The 16107-nt window shown below is 70.8% G+C and carries 13 protein-coding genes; 2 read left to right on the top strand and 11 right to left on the bottom strand.

Annotation, left to right across the window (positions count from 1 at the left end):
• Window positions 1–238: 238 nt before the first annotated feature.
• The gene (locus E1218_RS29440) at window positions 239–2005 is read left to right on the top strand and encodes a M1 family metallopeptidase (RefSeq protein WP_132326106.1); all 1767 of its coding nucleotides are present in this window, start codon (window positions 239–241) and stop codon (window positions 2003–2005) included.
• Here the strand turns inward: E1218_RS29440 and E1218_RS29435 are convergent.
• The gene (locus E1218_RS29435) at window positions 1928–2434 is read right to left on the bottom strand and encodes a tautomerase family protein (RefSeq protein ID WP_132326104.1); all 507 of its coding nucleotides are present in this window, start codon (window positions 2432–2434) and stop codon (window positions 1928–1930) included. The two genes, E1218_RS29440 and E1218_RS29435, sit on opposite strands and share 78 nt — an antisense overlap.
• Window positions 2435–2443: 9 nt before the next feature.
• A complete protein-coding gene (locus E1218_RS29430; RefSeq protein ID WP_132326102.1) occupies window positions 2444–3313 on the bottom strand; it encodes a GNAT family N-acetyltransferase in 870 nt (289 codons plus the stop codon).
• A 98-nt stretch (window positions 3314–3411) separates the two neighbouring features.
• On the opposite strand from E1218_RS29430, the gene E1218_RS29425 reads away from it, so the two are divergent.
• Window positions 3412–4092 (top strand): GntR family transcriptional regulator, encoded by a 681-nt coding sequence (locus tag E1218_RS29425; protein ID WP_165949470.1) that lies wholly within the window; start codon window positions 3412–3414, stop codon window positions 4090–4092.
• Here the strand turns inward: E1218_RS29425 and E1218_RS29420 are convergent.
• The 9 genes from E1218_RS29420 to E1218_RS29380 all read right to left on the bottom strand — a co-directional run.
• Window positions 4074–5831, bottom strand: a complete 1758-nt coding sequence (locus E1218_RS29420; RefSeq protein WP_132326098.1) for a gamma-glutamyltransferase family protein — start codon at window positions 5829–5831, stop codon at window positions 4074–4076. The genes E1218_RS29425 and E1218_RS29420 overlap by 19 nt on opposite strands.
• Window positions 5832–5949: 118 nt before the next feature.
• A complete protein-coding gene (locus E1218_RS29415) occupies window positions 5950–6927 on the bottom strand; it encodes an ABC transporter ATP-binding protein (protein WP_132326096.1) in 978 nt (325 codons plus the stop codon).
• The gene (locus tag E1218_RS29410; protein ID WP_132326094.1) at window positions 6927–7904 is read right to left on the bottom strand and encodes an ABC transporter ATP-binding protein; all 978 of its coding nucleotides are present in this window, start codon (window positions 7902–7904) and stop codon (window positions 6927–6929) included. Before E1218_RS29410 ends, E1218_RS29415 begins: the two co-directional genes overlap by 1 nt.
• A complete protein-coding gene (locus tag E1218_RS29405) occupies window positions 7901–8785 on the bottom strand; it encodes an ABC transporter permease (protein WP_132326092.1) in 885 nt (294 codons plus the stop codon). Before E1218_RS29405 ends, E1218_RS29410 begins: the two co-directional genes overlap by 4 nt.
• A complete protein-coding gene (locus tag E1218_RS29400) occupies window positions 8785–9738 on the bottom strand; it encodes an ABC transporter permease (RefSeq protein ID WP_132326090.1) in 954 nt (317 codons plus the stop codon). Before E1218_RS29400 ends, E1218_RS29405 begins: the two co-directional genes overlap by 1 nt.
• Entirely contained in the window at window positions 9735–11417 is a 1683-nt protein-coding gene (locus tag E1218_RS29395; protein WP_132326088.1) for an ABC transporter substrate-binding protein, read from the bottom strand. The genes E1218_RS29400 and E1218_RS29395 overlap by 4 nt, the downstream gene beginning before the upstream one ends.
• A gap of 177 nt (window positions 11418–11594) precedes the next feature.
• Window positions 11595–12095, bottom strand: coding sequence for a GNAT family N-acetyltransferase (locus E1218_RS29390; RefSeq protein ID WP_233712558.1), 501 nt, complete (start codon window positions 12093–12095; stop codon window positions 11595–11597).
• 232 nt (window positions 12096–12327) lie between these two features.
• Window positions 12328–13527 (bottom strand): SWIM zinc finger family protein, encoded by a 1200-nt coding sequence (locus E1218_RS29385; RefSeq protein ID WP_132326086.1) that lies wholly within the window; start codon window positions 13525–13527, stop codon window positions 12328–12330.
• A partial coding sequence (locus E1218_RS29380) for a DEAD/DEAH box helicase (RefSeq protein WP_233712557.1) occupies window positions 13524–16107 on the bottom strand: 2584 nt, incomplete at its 5' end. The genes E1218_RS29385 and E1218_RS29380, both read right to left, overlap by 4 nt.

Below are 16107 nucleotides of genomic sequence, written 5' to 3'. Positions count from 1 at the left end.
GCGGACGGCGTCGGAGGACGTGGGGCACTCGGGCTGGTGCACGCTGCCGTGGCCAGCACGGTGAGGACGGCCGCCAGCGGCCGGGTGGCGGCCCACGGGTGTGTCCGCATGTGTCCAGAGTGCCGGTCTGATCAAATCCGGGCCTTTTGGCACGGTGGTGCGGCTGGCCCAGATTGGCCGCCGCAACCAGGCCGGCCGTGGGTACTGTTCCTCGGACACCTCACTCGGGGAGCATCCCGTGACGCACGATCGCCACTCGTACGCCGAACCTGCTCTGGTTCGGACCACCCACCTCGAACTCGATCTCGAGCTCGACTTCAGCGCGAAGGTGCTGGCCGGCAGCGCCACCCACACGCTCGCGTGGACCGGTGCCGGTGACCGGCTCGTGCTCGACACCCGGGACCTGACGGTGCTCGCGGTGGAGGGTGCGACCGCGGACGGGTGGGAGCCGCTCGAGTACAGCCTCGCCGTACCGGATCCGGAGCTCGGTTCGGCCCTGCACATCCGGACCGCGCTGCACGAGCGTGTGCGGGTGAGCTACCGCACCGCGCCGACCGCGACCGGCCTGCAGTGGCTGGAGCCGTCGATGACGGCGGGTGGCGTGATGCCGTTCATGTTCAGCCAGTCGCAGGCGATCCACGCCCGCAGTTGGGTGCCGGTGCAGGACACGCCCGGCGTGCGGTTCAGCTACGCCGCGCACGTCACCGCTCCGCCCGAGCTGATGGTGCTGATGAGTGCGGACAACGGCACGACCTCCCGGCGTACCGGCTCGTACGACGTGGTGATGCCCGAGCCGATCCCGTCGTACCTGCTCGCGATCGCGGCCGGGGACCTGGTGTTCGAGCCGATCGGCGACCGCAGCGGCGTGTGGGCCGAGCCGGAGATGGCGAAGCGGGCGGCGACCGAGTTCGGCGACACCGAGGAGATGATGCGGGTCACCGAGGAGCTCTTCGGGCCGTACCGGTGGGGCCGCTACGACCTGCTCGTGCTGCCGCCGTCGTTCCCGTACGGCGGGATGGAGAACCCGCGGATGACGTTCGCGACCCCGACCCTGGTGATCGGCGACAAGTCGCTGGTCAGCGTGGTCGCGCACGAGCTCGCGCACAGCTGGTCGGGCAACCTGGTCACCCAGGACAGCTGGGACGACATCTGGCTGAACGAGGGCTTCACCTCGTACGTCGAGAACCGGATCGTCGAGGCGGTCTACGGCACCGAGTTCGCAATGATGGAGACGGCGATCAAGCAGCACGCGACCGTGGTGAAGCTGGACCCGCTGACCCCGGCCGAGCTGGCGGTCGAGCTCCCGGGGCTGAACCACGGGACCGAGTACCACGGCACGACGTCGTGCGGGCCGCTCAAGGGATCGTGGTTCCTGTCCTGGCTGGAGGAGCGGTTCTCCCGGGAGGTGTTCGACCCGTTCCTGCGCGGGTACTTCGACCGGTTCGCGTTTCGCAGCATCGACTCCGGCGACTTCGTCGCGCACCTGCGGGAGCACCTGCTCGCGCCGAACCCTGGTGTGGTGACGGAGGTTGAACTGGCGGCGTGGCTGGACGAGCCGGGGATTCCGGCGTTCGCGCGTCGGGCGGAGTCGGAGCGGTTCGCGGCGGTCGACCGGGCCCGGGACAACTGGCTGACGACCGGTGAGCTGCCGGCCGGCGCGGGCACCTGGACGACGCAGGAGTGGTTGCGGTTCCTCGACGCGGCGCCGGACGTACTGCGCGCGGAGCACCTGCAGCAGCTGGACCGGGCCTTCGAGCTGACCGGTACGGCGAACGGCGAGATCGCCAGGCGCTGGTACCAGATCGTCGCCGCGAGCAGCTACGAACCGTCGTACGCCGAACTGGCGTCGTTCCTCAGTCGTGTCGGCCGGATGAAGCTGGTCCTGCCGGTCTACCGCGCGCTGGCGGGCACGGACCGCGCGTTCGCCTCAGAGGTCTTCGCGAAGGCCCGCCCCGGCTACCACCCGATCACCACAGCCGCCGTCCAGAAGATCCTCGGCCAGTAGTTCCGCGGATCCACGGGCCATCGACGGACGCTCCAGAGATCCGACGCTCTGGAGATACTGCGCGAGTCCGTGGCCGAAGGACCAGTCCGGTGACGCGTTCTCGGTGACCGTGACCAGGACGTTGCGCGGGTCGGTGCCGGCGTACTTCTCGACCAGCTCGGAGATCCTGCGGTACATCGCCTGCTTCACCTCGGGCGGGCGGCCGGCGCGCATCGTGATCGCGACGAACACGACGTCGTCGTCCCGCGGTACGTCGAGGAAGTCGGCGTACCGCAGGGTGCTGGTCGAGCCGTCGTGGCTGGTCAGCACCTGGAAGAGATCGTTCGGCGGGATGTCGATGGTCTCGACGAGCGCGTCGTGCACCGCGCGGCCGAGGGCGTCGAGCCGATCGGTGCCGGCTGGGAGGGCGTCGATACGGACCAGGGGCATCACGACATACTAATAGGTACAGATATCGAGCGTGCGGCGGTTGTCGGTGTGGGTGGGGCGGTAGCCGAGGCGGTGGTTGACGCGTTGCATCGGAGTGTTGGTGCTGACGGTGTCGGTCAGCAGCCCCGCGAGATCCGGGAAGCGGACACGGGCCTGGCGGATCTGTTCCACCTTCATCCACAACGCCAGGCCGTGGCCGCGATGGTCGGGGAGTACGGCGGTGCCGTAGTGCTGCGCGTCGCCGTTCCCGTCACCCGGTACGACGAGCTCGGTGAAACCGACGATCGTCCCGGCCGGGTCGACGGCGGCCACGGTGGTCAGGTGCTCACCGCGTTCCTCGATCACCCGACCGGCGTGCCGGGTCCGCTCGACGTCCCACGGATCCTCGCCGTACGCGATGTCGCCCGTCGGCGCATCGTTCATCCCCGCGCGCGCATCGGTGAAGGTCTGCGCCCACTCGTCCGGTACGACGCCCGCCCACGACACCAGCCGGTAGCCGGGAGACTCCTCGACGACCGGGTCGGCTCCGGCGAGCGGCAGCCGTGCGTAGATCAGCGTGGAGCCGACGCCGAAACCGTGGTGCTCGAGGAAGAGGTCGGCCGGGGAGCCGACCCGGGCATCGGCCAGCACCATGCGGACCTCATGGTCACGCGCGGCCGCCACGACCGCGCCGAGCAGTTGGGAGCCGATCCCGCGCCGGCGCTCGGCGGGATGGACGTTCAGCTCGAGCTCGGCCAGGTGGGCTTGGGACTGGCGGCCGTTGAGCCGCAGGAACGCCGAGCCGACCGGATTGCCGTCGGCGTCGGTGGCGAGCCAGGCGATCCGGCGGCTGAACGGCCGGAAGTCGGGATCCGTCAGGGGAGTCAGTGTGATGCTCAAGCCGCCAAGATAGCGCCGCCCCGGGATCACGTGCCGCCGCCGGCGTGGATCGGCTAGCGTGCTGCGAACAGTGCGCACGGGGGAGAGGAGACGGTCGGGTGGACCACACGGGTGAGGTGCGGACGATCGGCGCCGACCATGTCGCGCTCCGCGAGCAGGTGCTCGCGGAGCTCCGCCGCCGGATCGTGGACGGCGACTACGCCCAGGGCGAGCGGCTCACCGAGACCCGGCTGGCCGACGACTTCGGTGTCTCCCGCAACCCGGTCCGGGAGGCGCTGCGCGTGGTCGAGGCCGAGGGGTTCGTGCAGATCCTGCCGCGGCGCGGCGCTGTCGTCGCGACCCTCGACGAGAGCGCGGTCCGCGACCTGTTCGCCGTCCGCGGGCAACTCGAGACGCTGGCCGCCGGGCTCGCCGCCGAGCGGGCCACGCCGAAGGACGTCGAGCGGCTGCGCAGGTTGCTGGACGACGCCAGCGCGGCGACCGACGACAAGGACTTCGACCGGGTCGCCGAGCTCAACAGTGCCTTCCACCGCGCGGTGATCGCGGTCAGCGGCAACCGCTGGCTGCTCTCGATGTCCGCCGCGATGTACCACCACGTGCACTGGGTCTTCCGCGTCGGCGCCGCCCAGCGCGCACCGCACTCGTGGGAGGAACACATTCGCCTGGTCGAGGCCATCGCGGCCGGCGACAGCGAGGCAGCGACCACGGCCGCTCGCCTGCACGTCGAGGCCGCCGCGAAGGCCGCACTCAACGGCAAGGCTCAGCGGCCGACGGCGTAGCCCTGCATGCCGCGCGGGTTGGCGGCCGCGGCCAGCACGCCGTCGGCCTCCTTGCGGACGGCGCACAGCCGGCCGAGACTCCAGGCGTCGCCCTCGGTCACGACGTGTCCGCGGCGAACCAGTTCGTCGCGGATCGCGGGACCTAGGCGGCTTTCCATCACCAGCCCGCCCGGCTCGGTCGTGCGCGGGTAGAACGACGACGGGAAGCCGGTCGTGTGCCAGGCCGGCGCGTCGATCGCCTCCTGCAGATCCATCCCGCCGCCGAGGTGCCGCAGCAGGAAGAGCAACTGCCACTGGTCCTGCTGGTCCCCGCCGGGTGATCCGCAGGCGAGCGCCGGCCGCCCGTCCTGGAGTACGAGCGTCGGCGTCAGCGTCGTCCGCGGCCGCCGGCCTGGAGCCAGCGACGACGCGAGACCCTCCTCGAGCCAGAACATCTGGGCCCGGCTCCCGAGACAGAACCCGAGTTCGGGGATCGTCGGCGACGACTGCAGCCAGCCGCCGCTCGGGGTCGCGGAGATGACGTTCCCCCAGCGGTCGATCACGTCGACGTGGCAGGTGTCGCCGCGGGTCACGCCCTCGGACGACACGGTCGGCTCGCCGGTCGTGGCGTCGCCGAGGTCATTGCCCACAGCAACAGTCGGCAGCCGCGGCGCACGGCCGTCCGGCCGGCCCGGGCGCAACTCCGTCGACGCGTCCGGGCCGATCAGCTTGGCGCGTTCGGCGGCGTACGCGGGGGAGAGCAGCGTCTTCAGCGGTACGTCGGCGCCGTCGCCGTACCAGGCTTCGCGGTCGGCGTAGGACAGCTTCATCACCTCGACCGTCGTGTGCACGCCGTCGGCGCTGTCCAGGTCGACGTCGCCGAGCTCAGCCAGTACGGCGAGCGACTGCAGCAGACCTGGTCCCTGGCCCCACGGCCCGGTCTTGGCGACCGTGTACCCGTTCCAGTCGAGCGTGGCCGGTTCCTCCCAGGTCGCCTCGAAGCCGGCCAGGTCGTCGCCTGTGATCAGCCCGGCGTGGTCCTCGCCGCTCGAGTCCCGGTGCGGCAGGCGCGAGAACTTGTCGATCGCCTCCGCGACGAACCCTTCCCGCCACGCCTTCCGGGCCCGCTCCACCTGGGCCTGCCGGTCCGCACCGGCTGCCTCGGCCTCGGACACCAGTCGCTCGAGCGTGCCCGCGTACGCCACGTTGCGGAACATCCCACTCGGCGCGCGGCCGTCCGTCAACCACAGCGCCGCCGACGTCGGCCAGTGCTGCTCGAACAGCTCCTGCACCGTGCCGACAGTCTCGCCGACCCGCGGCACGAGCGGATGTCCGTTCCGCGCGTAGTCGATCGCAGGCTCCAGTACGACGCGCAGCGGCATGCTGCCGTGGTCACGCAGCAGGAGCAGCCACGCGTCGACAGCACCCGGTACGGTCGCGGCCAGCGGACCGGAGCCGGGGATGAGGTCGAGACCGAGGGAGCGGAAGTGCTCGATCGTCGCACCGGCCGGAGCGACCCCCTGACCGCACAGCACGCGAGGCGTCGGGTCGTCGGCGGTGGCGATGATCCCGGGCACCTCACCGCCCGGCCCGTTGAGGTGCGGCTCGACCACGTGCAGCACGAACCCTGCGGCGGCGCCGGCGTCGAACGCGTTCCCACCGAGCTCCAGGATGCGCATTGCCGACTGTGACGCCAGCCAGTGCGTGGACGAAACCATCCCGAACGTTCCGCGCAGGGTGGGCCGGGTCGTGAAGGTCATCGGGCCTCCCGGCCTGGACCGAGGAGTGGAGGGAGCGAAGCGACTGGAGTGGCGAGGGAAGGCCGGGAGCTACTACCGCCCCATGACCCGCCGCGCCGTAGGCGTGGCATGAATACAGTCATCGAGTGACTCCTAGGGTGGTGCGGACATCTGGCCCGGTGCCGTCGTCCTGGACCAGGTGACAGGCGACCTGGTGTCCACCCTCGCCGATCACGCGTTGCTCGGGGACGACTGTCCGGCATGTGTCGACCGCCACCGGGCACCTGGTGTGGAACCGGCAGCCACTGGGCGGGTCGATGGCCGACGGCAGGTCGTCACCGAGCAGCACCGGCTTCCGCGCTCGCTGCTCGGCCGGATTCGGGACCGGGGCGGCCGACAGCAGGGCCTGGGTGTACGGGTGCGCGGGGGCGCCGAAGATGCGCGCCCGCGGGCCTCGCTCGACCAGTTGACCCAGGTACATCACCGCAACCTCGTCGGCGAGGTACTCGACCGCGGACAGGTCGTGCGTGATGAACAGGCAGGCGAAGCCCAGATCCCGCTGGAGGTCGGCCAGCAGATTGAGCACTGCAGCCTGGACCGAGACGTCCAGAGCACTGGTCGGCTCGTCAGCAACGAGTAGCCGCGGCTCTGAGATCAGTGCGCGGGCAATGCTGACACGCTGGCGCTGCCCGCCGGACAACTCGTGCGGTGACCGCTGTGCGACCTCCGGACGCAGTCCGACCCGGCGCAACGCCTCCGAGACCTTCGCCGGGATGTCCTTGCGGCGCATGAGCCGTAGTGGCTCGCCGACGATATCCCCGACCGACAGCCGCGGATCCAGTGAACCCGCAGGGTCCTGGAAGACGATCGACACGTCGCGGCGATGTGGGCGTAGCTGCCGACGGTTCAGGTGGGTGATGTCCGCGCCCGCGAGCCGAACGGTCCCACCCGTCGGTTCCAGCAGCCGCACGATGCAACGGCCCACCGTGGACTTGCCGGAACCACTCTCACCGACCAATGCGACCACAGAGCCCTGGCGGATCCGCAGCGTCACGCCGTCGACCGCCCGTACCGGTCCGAAGTGCATGACCAGGTCTTCGACCTCCAACGCGTCCATCAGACCTCCACCGGTTCTCGGACCGGGTTCCAGCACGCGACGCGGTGCGGACCAGGTGTCAGGTTCGGCTCGGACGCCGTACAGGTGTCCAGTGCTCTCGGGCAGCGGTCGGCGAACGTACAGGCGTCCGGCTGTTCGGCGAGGACCGGCACCAGGCCGGGAATCTCGTTCAGGCGGTGGGTCTCCGCGTGCCGGCCGGCCGCGGGCGAGGCGCCCAGCAGCCCCGCGGTGTACGGGTGCTGCGGACGGGAGAACAACTCGTGCACCTCGGCGGTCTCGACCACCCGTCGGGCGTACATCACCGCGACCCGGTCGGCCAGATCGGCGACCACTCCGAGGTCGTGCGTGATCAGCACGATGCTGGTCCCGAGCCGCTCCCGCAGTTCCCGCAGTACGTCGAGGATGCCGGCCTGGATCGTGACGTCGAGCGCGGTGGTCGGCTCGTCGGCGATCAGCACCTTGGGGTCACAGGCGACCGCCATCGCGATCATCACGCGTTGCCGCATCCCGCCGGACAGTTGGTGCGGGTAGTCGCCGACCCGGCGCTCGGCCGACGGAATGCCGACCAGCTTGAGCAGCTCGACCGACCGGTCGCGCGCGGCCTGCCGGCTGAGACCGATGTGGGTCCGCAGGACCTCGGCGATCTGGTGGCCGACGGTGAACACCGGGTTCAGCGACGTCATCGGCTCCTGGAAGATGTACGCCATCTCGCGGCCGCGGATCGAGCGGAGCGTGCGCTTGTCGGCGCCGATCAGCTCGATGCCGTCGAGCTTCACCGATCCGGCGACGGTGGCTGTCCGGGGGAGCAGGCCGGCGAGGCTCATCGCGCTCACGCTCTTGCCGCAGCCGGACTCGCCGACGACCGCCAGCACCTCGCTCTCACCGACCTCGAGACTGACCCGGTCGACCGCGGACAGTGTGCCGTCCTCGGTCCGGAAGGTGACGGAGAGGTTCTTCACCTCGAGCACGGTGTTCATCGGCGGCTCGCTTTCGGGTCGAGCGCATCGCGCAGACTGTCGCCGACGACGTTGAACGCCAGTGTGAGCAGCATGATCGCCACGCCGGGCATCACCGCGGCCCAGGGTGCGCGGGCGGCGAACTGCTGGGCGTCCGACAGCATCGTGCCCAGGCTCGGCGCCGGCGGCTGGATGCCGAGGCCGAGGAACGACAGCACCGCCTCGCCGAGAATCGCGGCCGGGATCGCGACCGTGGCCTGGACGATGATCACCGACGCGGCGTTCGGCAGGATGTGCCGGCCCAGCACCCAGGCGTCACCGGCGCCCTCGACGATCGCCGCGGCGACGAAGTCGAGCGACTTCAGCCGCAGCGTCTCCGACCGGACGATCCGGATCACCCCCGGGATCTGGGCGATCCCGATCGCGATCGCCGCGTTGCCCAGGCTGGCGCCGCGGATCGCGGCCAGCCCGACGGCCAGGATCAGGAACGGGAACGCCAGCACCAGGTCGGTGAACCGCGAGATCAAAGCGTCGATCGCCCGGAAGTACCCGGCCATCAGGCCGAGCGGTACGCCGATCGCCAGCGACGTGGCGACCGCGAGCAGCCCGACGTGCAGCGACGCCCGCAGCCCGTACATGATCCGGGCGAGCACGTCCCGGCCGAGGTCGTCGGTGCCGAGCAGGTAGCCGGCCGTTCCGGGCGGTGCGAACGCCTGGTCGAGGTGGGTCTGCGTGGGCTCGTGCGGGGCGAGCCAGGGGGCGAACACCGCGAGGACCACCGCGAGTCCCAGGACGACCAGGCCGGAGATCGCCAGCGGGTTGCGGAGCATCCGCCGGACGACCCTGCGCCGGTTGCTGCGCAGCGGCGTCCCAGCGGTGACGGTGACATCGGTGATGGCCATCAGGCGTCACCCCGCACCCGGATGCGCGGATCGATGACCGAGTACAGCAGGTCGACGAGCAGGTTGATCAGGATGTACGCCGCCGCCGTCACCAGGACGACCGCCTGGATCACCGGGTAGTCCCGCTGGAAGACCGCGTCCACGGTCAGCTTGCCGAACCCGGGAAGCGCGAAGATCCGCTCGGTGACCACCGCGCCGGAGATGAGCGCGCCGAGTTGCAGGCCGACGATCGTGACCACCACGATCAGGCTGTTGCGGAGCGCGTGCCGCCCGATCACCGCGCGCGGCGAGAGGCCTTTGGCTTCCGCCGTACGAATGTAGTCGGCGCTCAGCGCGTCCAGCATCGACGACCGGGTCTGCCGCATGATCACCGCGGCCAGGCCGGTGCCGAGGATCAGCGCGGGCAGGATGAGGTGGTGCAGGTTGCCGACCGGGTCGGTGAAGAACGGCACGAACCCCGACGCCGGGAACAGCCCGAGCGCGACCGACAGGTAGAGGATCGCCATCAGGCCGAGCCAGAAGTTCGGCACCGACAGGCCGAGCAGGGCGAGCGCGTTCGCGGCCCACTCCGCCGGCCGCCCCCGGCGGACGGCGGCGACGACACCCGCACCGACCCCGAGCACGCTGGCGACCAGGATCGCCAGCACCGACAGCTCGATGGTGACCGGCAGCGCGTTCGCGATCATCGTGGTGACCGACTCGCCGGTCCGGATCGACTGCCCGAGGTCGCCCCGGGCCGCGTGGCTGACGAACTGCCAGAACTGCACCAGCAACGAGTCGTCCAGCCCGTACTGCTCCCGGATAGCCCGCAGCGACTCCGGGTCCCGGTCCTCGCCGGCCAGCGCGAGCGCCGGGTCACCCGGCAACGCGCGCACGCCGACGAAGACGACGATCGTTGCCAGGATCAACGTGACGATCGACTGCCACAACCGGCCGAGGAGGTACCGCCTCACTTCGCGAACCCGGCGAAGGCCGCTCGCAGGACACCGTCCGGGTAGACCTGGATGCCGAGCACCTTCTTCGAGACACCGGTCAGGTTGCGCTGCCGGTACAGGTAGATCAGGGGCAAGTCCTGCTGCAGCTTGGCGACCACGTCGCCGTACAGCTTGACCCGGTCGGCCTTGTCGGTCGACTGCCGGGCGTCGGTCAGCAGCTCGTCCACCTCGGGATTGCTGTAGCCGGCGACGTTCTGGCTGCCGGACGTACCGACGAAGTTGTAGATGTTCGCGTCCGGGTCGACCCGGCCGGACCAGCCGAGCTGCAGCAGCTCGAAGTCACCGCGGTCCTGCTGGTCGAGCAGCGAGGCGTACTCGACCGGCTTGATCACCAGGTCGAACCCACCCTCCTTGACCATCGCCTGCAACGCCTGCGCGAGCCGGAGGCTGTCGGGGTTGTTCGAGGTGATCATCGTGACCTTGTACGGCGTACTCGCGCCGGCGTCGGCGAGCAACTGCTTCGCCTTCGCCGGGTCGTGCGGCGGGCACACCTGGGCGGCGTCGGAGGTGAACTCGCTCTTCGGTGAGACCGGCGAGCAGGCGACCGTGTTCAGGCCGTTGAAGATCGACTTGACCAGTGCCTCGCGGTCGACCGACAGCGCGAGCGCCTGCCGGATCCGCGGGTCCTTGGCGATCGGGGTGTCCAGCGGCTTCAGCGGGTTGCCGATGCCGTTCGCGTTCGCGATGTTGACGGTCAGGCCCTGGTACCCGAGCGACTGCGACTGCAGCACGGTCATCGTGCCGTCCTGCTGCAGGCTCGGCGCGTCCTGGGTCGAGAGCGAGTCGGCGACCTGGGCGTCACCGGACTTCAGGTTGGCCGAGCGGATGCTGGAGTCGGTGATGATCCGGTACTCGATCGCGTCCAGGTGCACCTTCGCGGCGTCGTAGTACAACGGGTCCTTGACCACCTTGATCGAGTTCTGCGCGACCCGGCTGGCGAACTTGAACGGGCCGACGCAGACCGGCGCGGTGGAGAAGTTCGCGCCGAGCCTGGACACCGCGGCCGGGCTGAGCACCATGCCGGCCCGGTCGGCCAGCGCGGCGGTCAGCGGCGCGAACGGCTTGGACAGCTTGATCACCACGGTGTTCGGGTCCGGCGTCTCGACCGCGCTGATCGGGCCGAGCTCGCTCTTGCGTCCGGAACCGGCCAGGGTGAGGCCGCGCTCGATCGAGACCTTCACCGCAGTCGAGTCCAGGGTTCCGCCGTCGGCGAACCTGACGCCCTGCTTGAGCGGGATGGTCAGACTCAGACCGTCGGCGGAGATGGTCGGCAACGCGGTCGCCAGCTGCGGGACGACCTTCGCGTCCGGTCCGAGGTCGTAGAGCTTCTCGCACATGGTGTGGAAGACGTAGCGCGAGTAGAGGCTGCGCGACAGCGTCGGATCCAGCTTGTCCGGGTCGGCCGACAGGGCAACGGTCAGCGTGCCGCCGGGCTTCACCTGGGCCGGGTCCGCCGGGTCGCCGAACACGTCCTGGCCGCCGGCCTGCTGACTGTTGCTGCCGCCGCCCTCGCTGCCCGCCGGCTCGACGGGGGAGCAGGCGGTGCCGATCAGCGCCAGCGCGATCACCCCGGCAGCAGCTCCGGCGAACGAGGAACTGGAGCGGTTCAGTAGGAACGGAAGTCGGCGAGTAGTCATCTCGTGCTCCTGAGTAGGCGGTCTCGTCGACTGTTTCATGTATACAAGGGACGTGCGCAAGTGAATCGGCGAGTTTGAGTGAACCTTTTACGAGTCCGCGCCGTACTCCGATGTGAACGTTCAAGCGCCGGCCGCCGGGGCTGCCGGACACTGTCGCACGCCTCGGCGGCCCCGCGGTCAGGCGTTCACCGGATAGCGGAGCTCGCCTACGGGCAACGGCTCGCCGGTGAGCGAGAGCGCCATCAGGTTGGGCCCGTCGAAATGCGGATGACGGATGCCGAACATGATCGCTCGCCGGAACCCGAACCGCGGGTAATACTCGGCGTGCCCGAGCACGACGACGGATTGCTCACCGAGCTCACGCGCTGTCACCAGCGCCGCCCTGATCGCCGCACCGCCACCGCCTTGCCGCTGGTACGCCGGAAGGACGGAGACCGGCCCGAGGGACAGGATCGGGGTGTCGCCGACATGGCACCGGGTGAGCAGCGCGTGAGCGACCGGCCGGTCCTCCACGGTCGCGACGAACGACAGGCCGTCGAGCCAGGCGACCGGGTCGGCCCGGAGCGCGTCGAGGACGTCGACCTCGAACTGGCGCCCGAACGCCTGGCGGGTGACCTCACGGATGGTTCCGATGTCCGCGCTCGTCTCGGCGCGGGTCTTCCAGGTGATGCTGGACAACGGAGGAACCCCTTCGGGTCAAGGGGCCCCGCGTCCGGCGGACCCCCGGGTGAGTTGGCTGACCGGAACGGCTGCCGCGCACGCGACAGCACCCACCGACGCGATCATCAACCCACCTCCTCCAGCTCCGAAATCGGCCACACCCTACCGAGACGGCCGACCGGCTGCACCGGATTTTCCGGTGCGGCCCAGCGAGGTCGGTCACCAGTCACGCATGAGCGGACACCGCCGGCTACCAGTCAGTGGCGAGCGCGCTCAGGGGATCGGTCGTGGCGGGAGCGGTCGGGGTCCAGGTCTCGCCGACGCGCCGGTACGGGTGCCAGCGACCGCGGCGGTCCAGGCGGAGTTGGGTGTCCGCGCCGACCGTGATCCGGTTGCCGGCGATCTCCACGGTGAACTCGGCCGCGACGAGCTCGGTCCGGGCTCGGGCCAGCTCCGCCGGATCCGGCGTCCAGGTGTGTTCGAGGACGTCGAGCCCGGGCGCGCCGCCGTACCTCCAGGCTTGGATGCCGAGGGCGAGGTCGTCGTCACCGCCGAGCGGTCGGGCGAGCTCGGGGAAATCGGCGGCCAGGCGGACGGTGTCCTGCCACTCGTCGAGCGGTTGCGGCTCCGGCGTCCCGTGCAGCAACGCGTTCAGGAGCGCGCGGGCGCGCCGCGACGCGTCCAGCACCAGCAACGGAAGCGTCGCCGGCGCGAATCCCTGCGGAGGTTGGATCCCGCTCACCGCCAGCTCGTCCGCCGTCGCCTTGGCCGGCAACTCCGGTACGTCGGGCAGTTCCGTGACCGCCGCGGCCAGCACGTCAGTCATCGGCACGCCGCCCGGCCCGGCCTCGTTAGCAGCGGACCGTTGCGCGACCGGAGCGTCGCCACCCCGGACCTGGCGGCTCTGCAGTCGGTCGAGCAGATCCTCGCGGGAGCGGCCGCGGAGGAGCAGCAGGACGAACGGGTCGGAGTCGAGCAGCCAGGAGACCTGGTAGCAGAGCCCGGCCGCGTGCCGGCAGGGAAGCTCCCAGCCGTCGCAGCCGCAGCTCGGATCGAGGTCGCCGATTCCCGGCAGCAACGGGACACCCGCGTCGGCCGCGGCGTCGACCAGGTCGTGCGGCATCTCGCCGTCCAGCAGTGCGGCGATGTGCCCGGCGCGTGCCGCGACCTGGTCGAGGAACCGGTCCCACTCGTCCTCGGTCAGCTCGTCGACCCGGACGACCGCCTCGTACGTGTCGTCGGGGGAGTACACCGTCGCGGCGATCCGCCCGGGACTGATCGTGATCGTCCCGACCTGTCCGGAGTTCGCGTACCGGCGGCCCTTGCGCAGCTGGTCGGAGTCCAGCGACGTGTCCTCCAGCGCCTGCACCCAGGCACGCGCCCACCACGATCGGCCGCGGGTACTGCGCCGCTGCGCCTCGAACGCCGGAAATCCTCGTGCCTCGGTCATCGCAGCCCACCTCGCAGCTCGACCAGGTCCGCCAGCTCGGCGTCCGACAGCTCGGTCAGCGCCGCCTCGCCGCCCGCGAGCACCGCGTCGGCGAGCTCGCGCTTGCTCGCGAGCATGGCCGCGATCCGGTCCTCGATGGTGCCCTCGGCAATCAACCGGTGCACCTGGACCGGTTTCGTCTGGCCGATCCGGTATGCGCGGTCGGTCGCCTGGTCCTCGACCGCCGGATTCCACCACCGGTCGTAGTGCACGACGTGGTCCGCCCGGGTCAGGTTGAGCCCCGTACCGGCGGCCTTGAGGGACAACAGGAAGACCGGGACGTCACCGGCCTGGAACCGCTCGACCATCTCCTCCCGCTTCGGCACCGGCGTGCCGCCGTGCAGCAGCTGCGACCCGATACCGCGCTCGGCCAGGTGGCGTTCGAGCAGCCGCGCCATCGCGACGTACTGCGTGAAGACCAGGACGGCGCCGTCCTCCGCGACGATGGTCTCCAGCAACTCGTCGAGCAGTTCGAGCTTGCCGGACCGCCCGGTCAGCCTGGCCGCGTCGCCTTCCTTCAGGTACTGCGCCGGGTGGTTGCAGATCTGTTTGAGGCCGGTCAGCAGCTTCACGATCAGCCCCCGCCGGGCCATCCGGTCGCTGGCCTTCACCTCGGTCATCAGTTCGCGGACCGTCGCCTCGTACAGCACGGCCTGCTCGCGGGTGAGCGACACCGGCTGGTCCGTCTCGGTCTTCGGCGGCAGCTCCGGCGCGATCCCCGGATCCGACTTGCGCCGGCGGAGCAGGAACGGCCGGACGAGCTTGGCCAGCCGCTGCGCGATCTCTTCGTCCTTGTCCGCCTCGATCGGCGTCGCCCACTGGTTCCGGAAGGTTCCGAGCCGGCCGAGGAGCCCAGGTGTGGTCCAGTCGAGGATCGCCCACAACTCGGAGAGGTTGTTCTCCACCGGCGTTCCGGTCAATGCCACCCGCGCCTGCGACGGTACGGTCCGCAACGCCTTCGCCGTACCGGACGACGGGTTCTTCACGTGCTGCGCCTCGTCCGCGACGACCAGCGCCCACCGATGCCCGGCCAGCCGTACGGCGTCGCGCCGCAACGTGCCGTACGTCGTCAGCACGAAACCGTCATCGGCTCCGTCGAGCGACCGCGCCGACCCGTGGAAGCGGCGTACCGGAGTGCCGGGTGCGAACCGCTGCACCTCGCGCTCCCAGTTGCCGAGCAGGGACGCGGGACACACGACGAGGGTCGGACCCGCGGTCACGGGCGAGGTCTGGCGGTGGAGGTGGAGCGAGATGAGCGTGATCGTCTTGCCGAGACCCATGTCATCGGCCAGACATCCGCCGAGCCCGAGCGAGGTCATCCGGGCCAGCCAGCGAAGCCCGCGCAACTGGTATTCGCGCAAGGTGGCCTGGAGCCCGGTCGGCGCGCCGATCGGCTCGTCGACCCGATCGGGGTCGGCGATCCGGGTGCGGAGGTCCTCGAGCCAGTCGGCGGGCTTGACCGCGACCTGGCGGCCGTCGATCTCGGTCGTCCCGGTGAGCGCCGCGCTCAGGGCGTCGATCGCGGTCACCGGTTTGAGGATGCGCTCGCGGGCCTTGCGGGCCAGGTCGGGGTCGATCAGCATCCACTGGTCTCGCAGGCGGACCACCGGACGGGTCGCCTCGGCCAACCGGTCCATCTCGGCCGCGGTCAGCGGATCGTCGCCGAGCGCGACCTGCCAGCTGAACTCGAGGGTCGCGTCCCCGCCGAAGAAGCTGGGCAGGTCACTCGGCGGCCCGTCCGAGGACGTGATCGCGGCTCGCGCGCTGAGCGCGCGGCCGAGGCTCCGCGGCCAGTGCAGGTCCACCCCCGCGGCCGCCAGCCGCTGCGCGCCGCCGGCCAGCAGCTCCGCGATCTCCTCGTCGGACAGCTCCATCCGGTCCGGTACGGCGGAGTCCAGCAGCCGGGACAGTGGTGCCCACACCCGCCCGGCCCGGCGGATCGCCACTGTCGCGTCGATCCGCGCCCGGGGGCCGAAGCCGGGAACGTCGTCGGCCCAGACGTCGTCCGCGTCCCGCACGAGCGTCGGGTCCTGCAAGCTGTGCAACTGCACCACCGCCCGGAACACCATCGACTCGGGCAGCTCGATCCGCAACGAGATCCGCACCCCGGTGTCGAGCCCCACCGACACCTCGTCCGCCCACGCGCGCAACCCTTCCGCCCGCTGAGCCTTCACGGCGGTGAAGAGGCTGGTCTTGTGAGCCTTCGCGGCGGCGGGGGATCGGGGCATCCCGTCGGCGACCGCGTCCAGGAAGCCCCGGAGCAGCTCCTCCGCCACCGGAAGCCGGACGTCGCCGGACTCGCCGGGCAAGGGCAGCGCCCGGGCAGCCGGCGGCATGGCCTCGGCCAGTGTGAGCAGACGGTTGACGTCGTCGGCGTCCAGCGGGCCGACTCGCCACGCGTCGTGACCGCCCGGGGAGACGCCGGGCAACAGTTTGCCCCGGGCAACCAGTTGGAGACCGGCGAGTGCGGCGGCACCCCAGAAGGCAGCCGACGGGTGGGCTCCGGCGGTCTGGCGGGCACGACCGAGCACCGGGACCGCC

It is taken from the genome of Kribbella turkmenica (assembly GCF_004348725.1).
Taxonomy (GTDB): domain Bacteria; phylum Actinomycetota; class Actinomycetes; order Propionibacteriales; family Kribbellaceae; genus Kribbella; species Kribbella turkmenica.
Note: the sequence above shows the minus strand (reverse complement) of the source record. Positions and strands in the feature narration are given on the sequence as shown.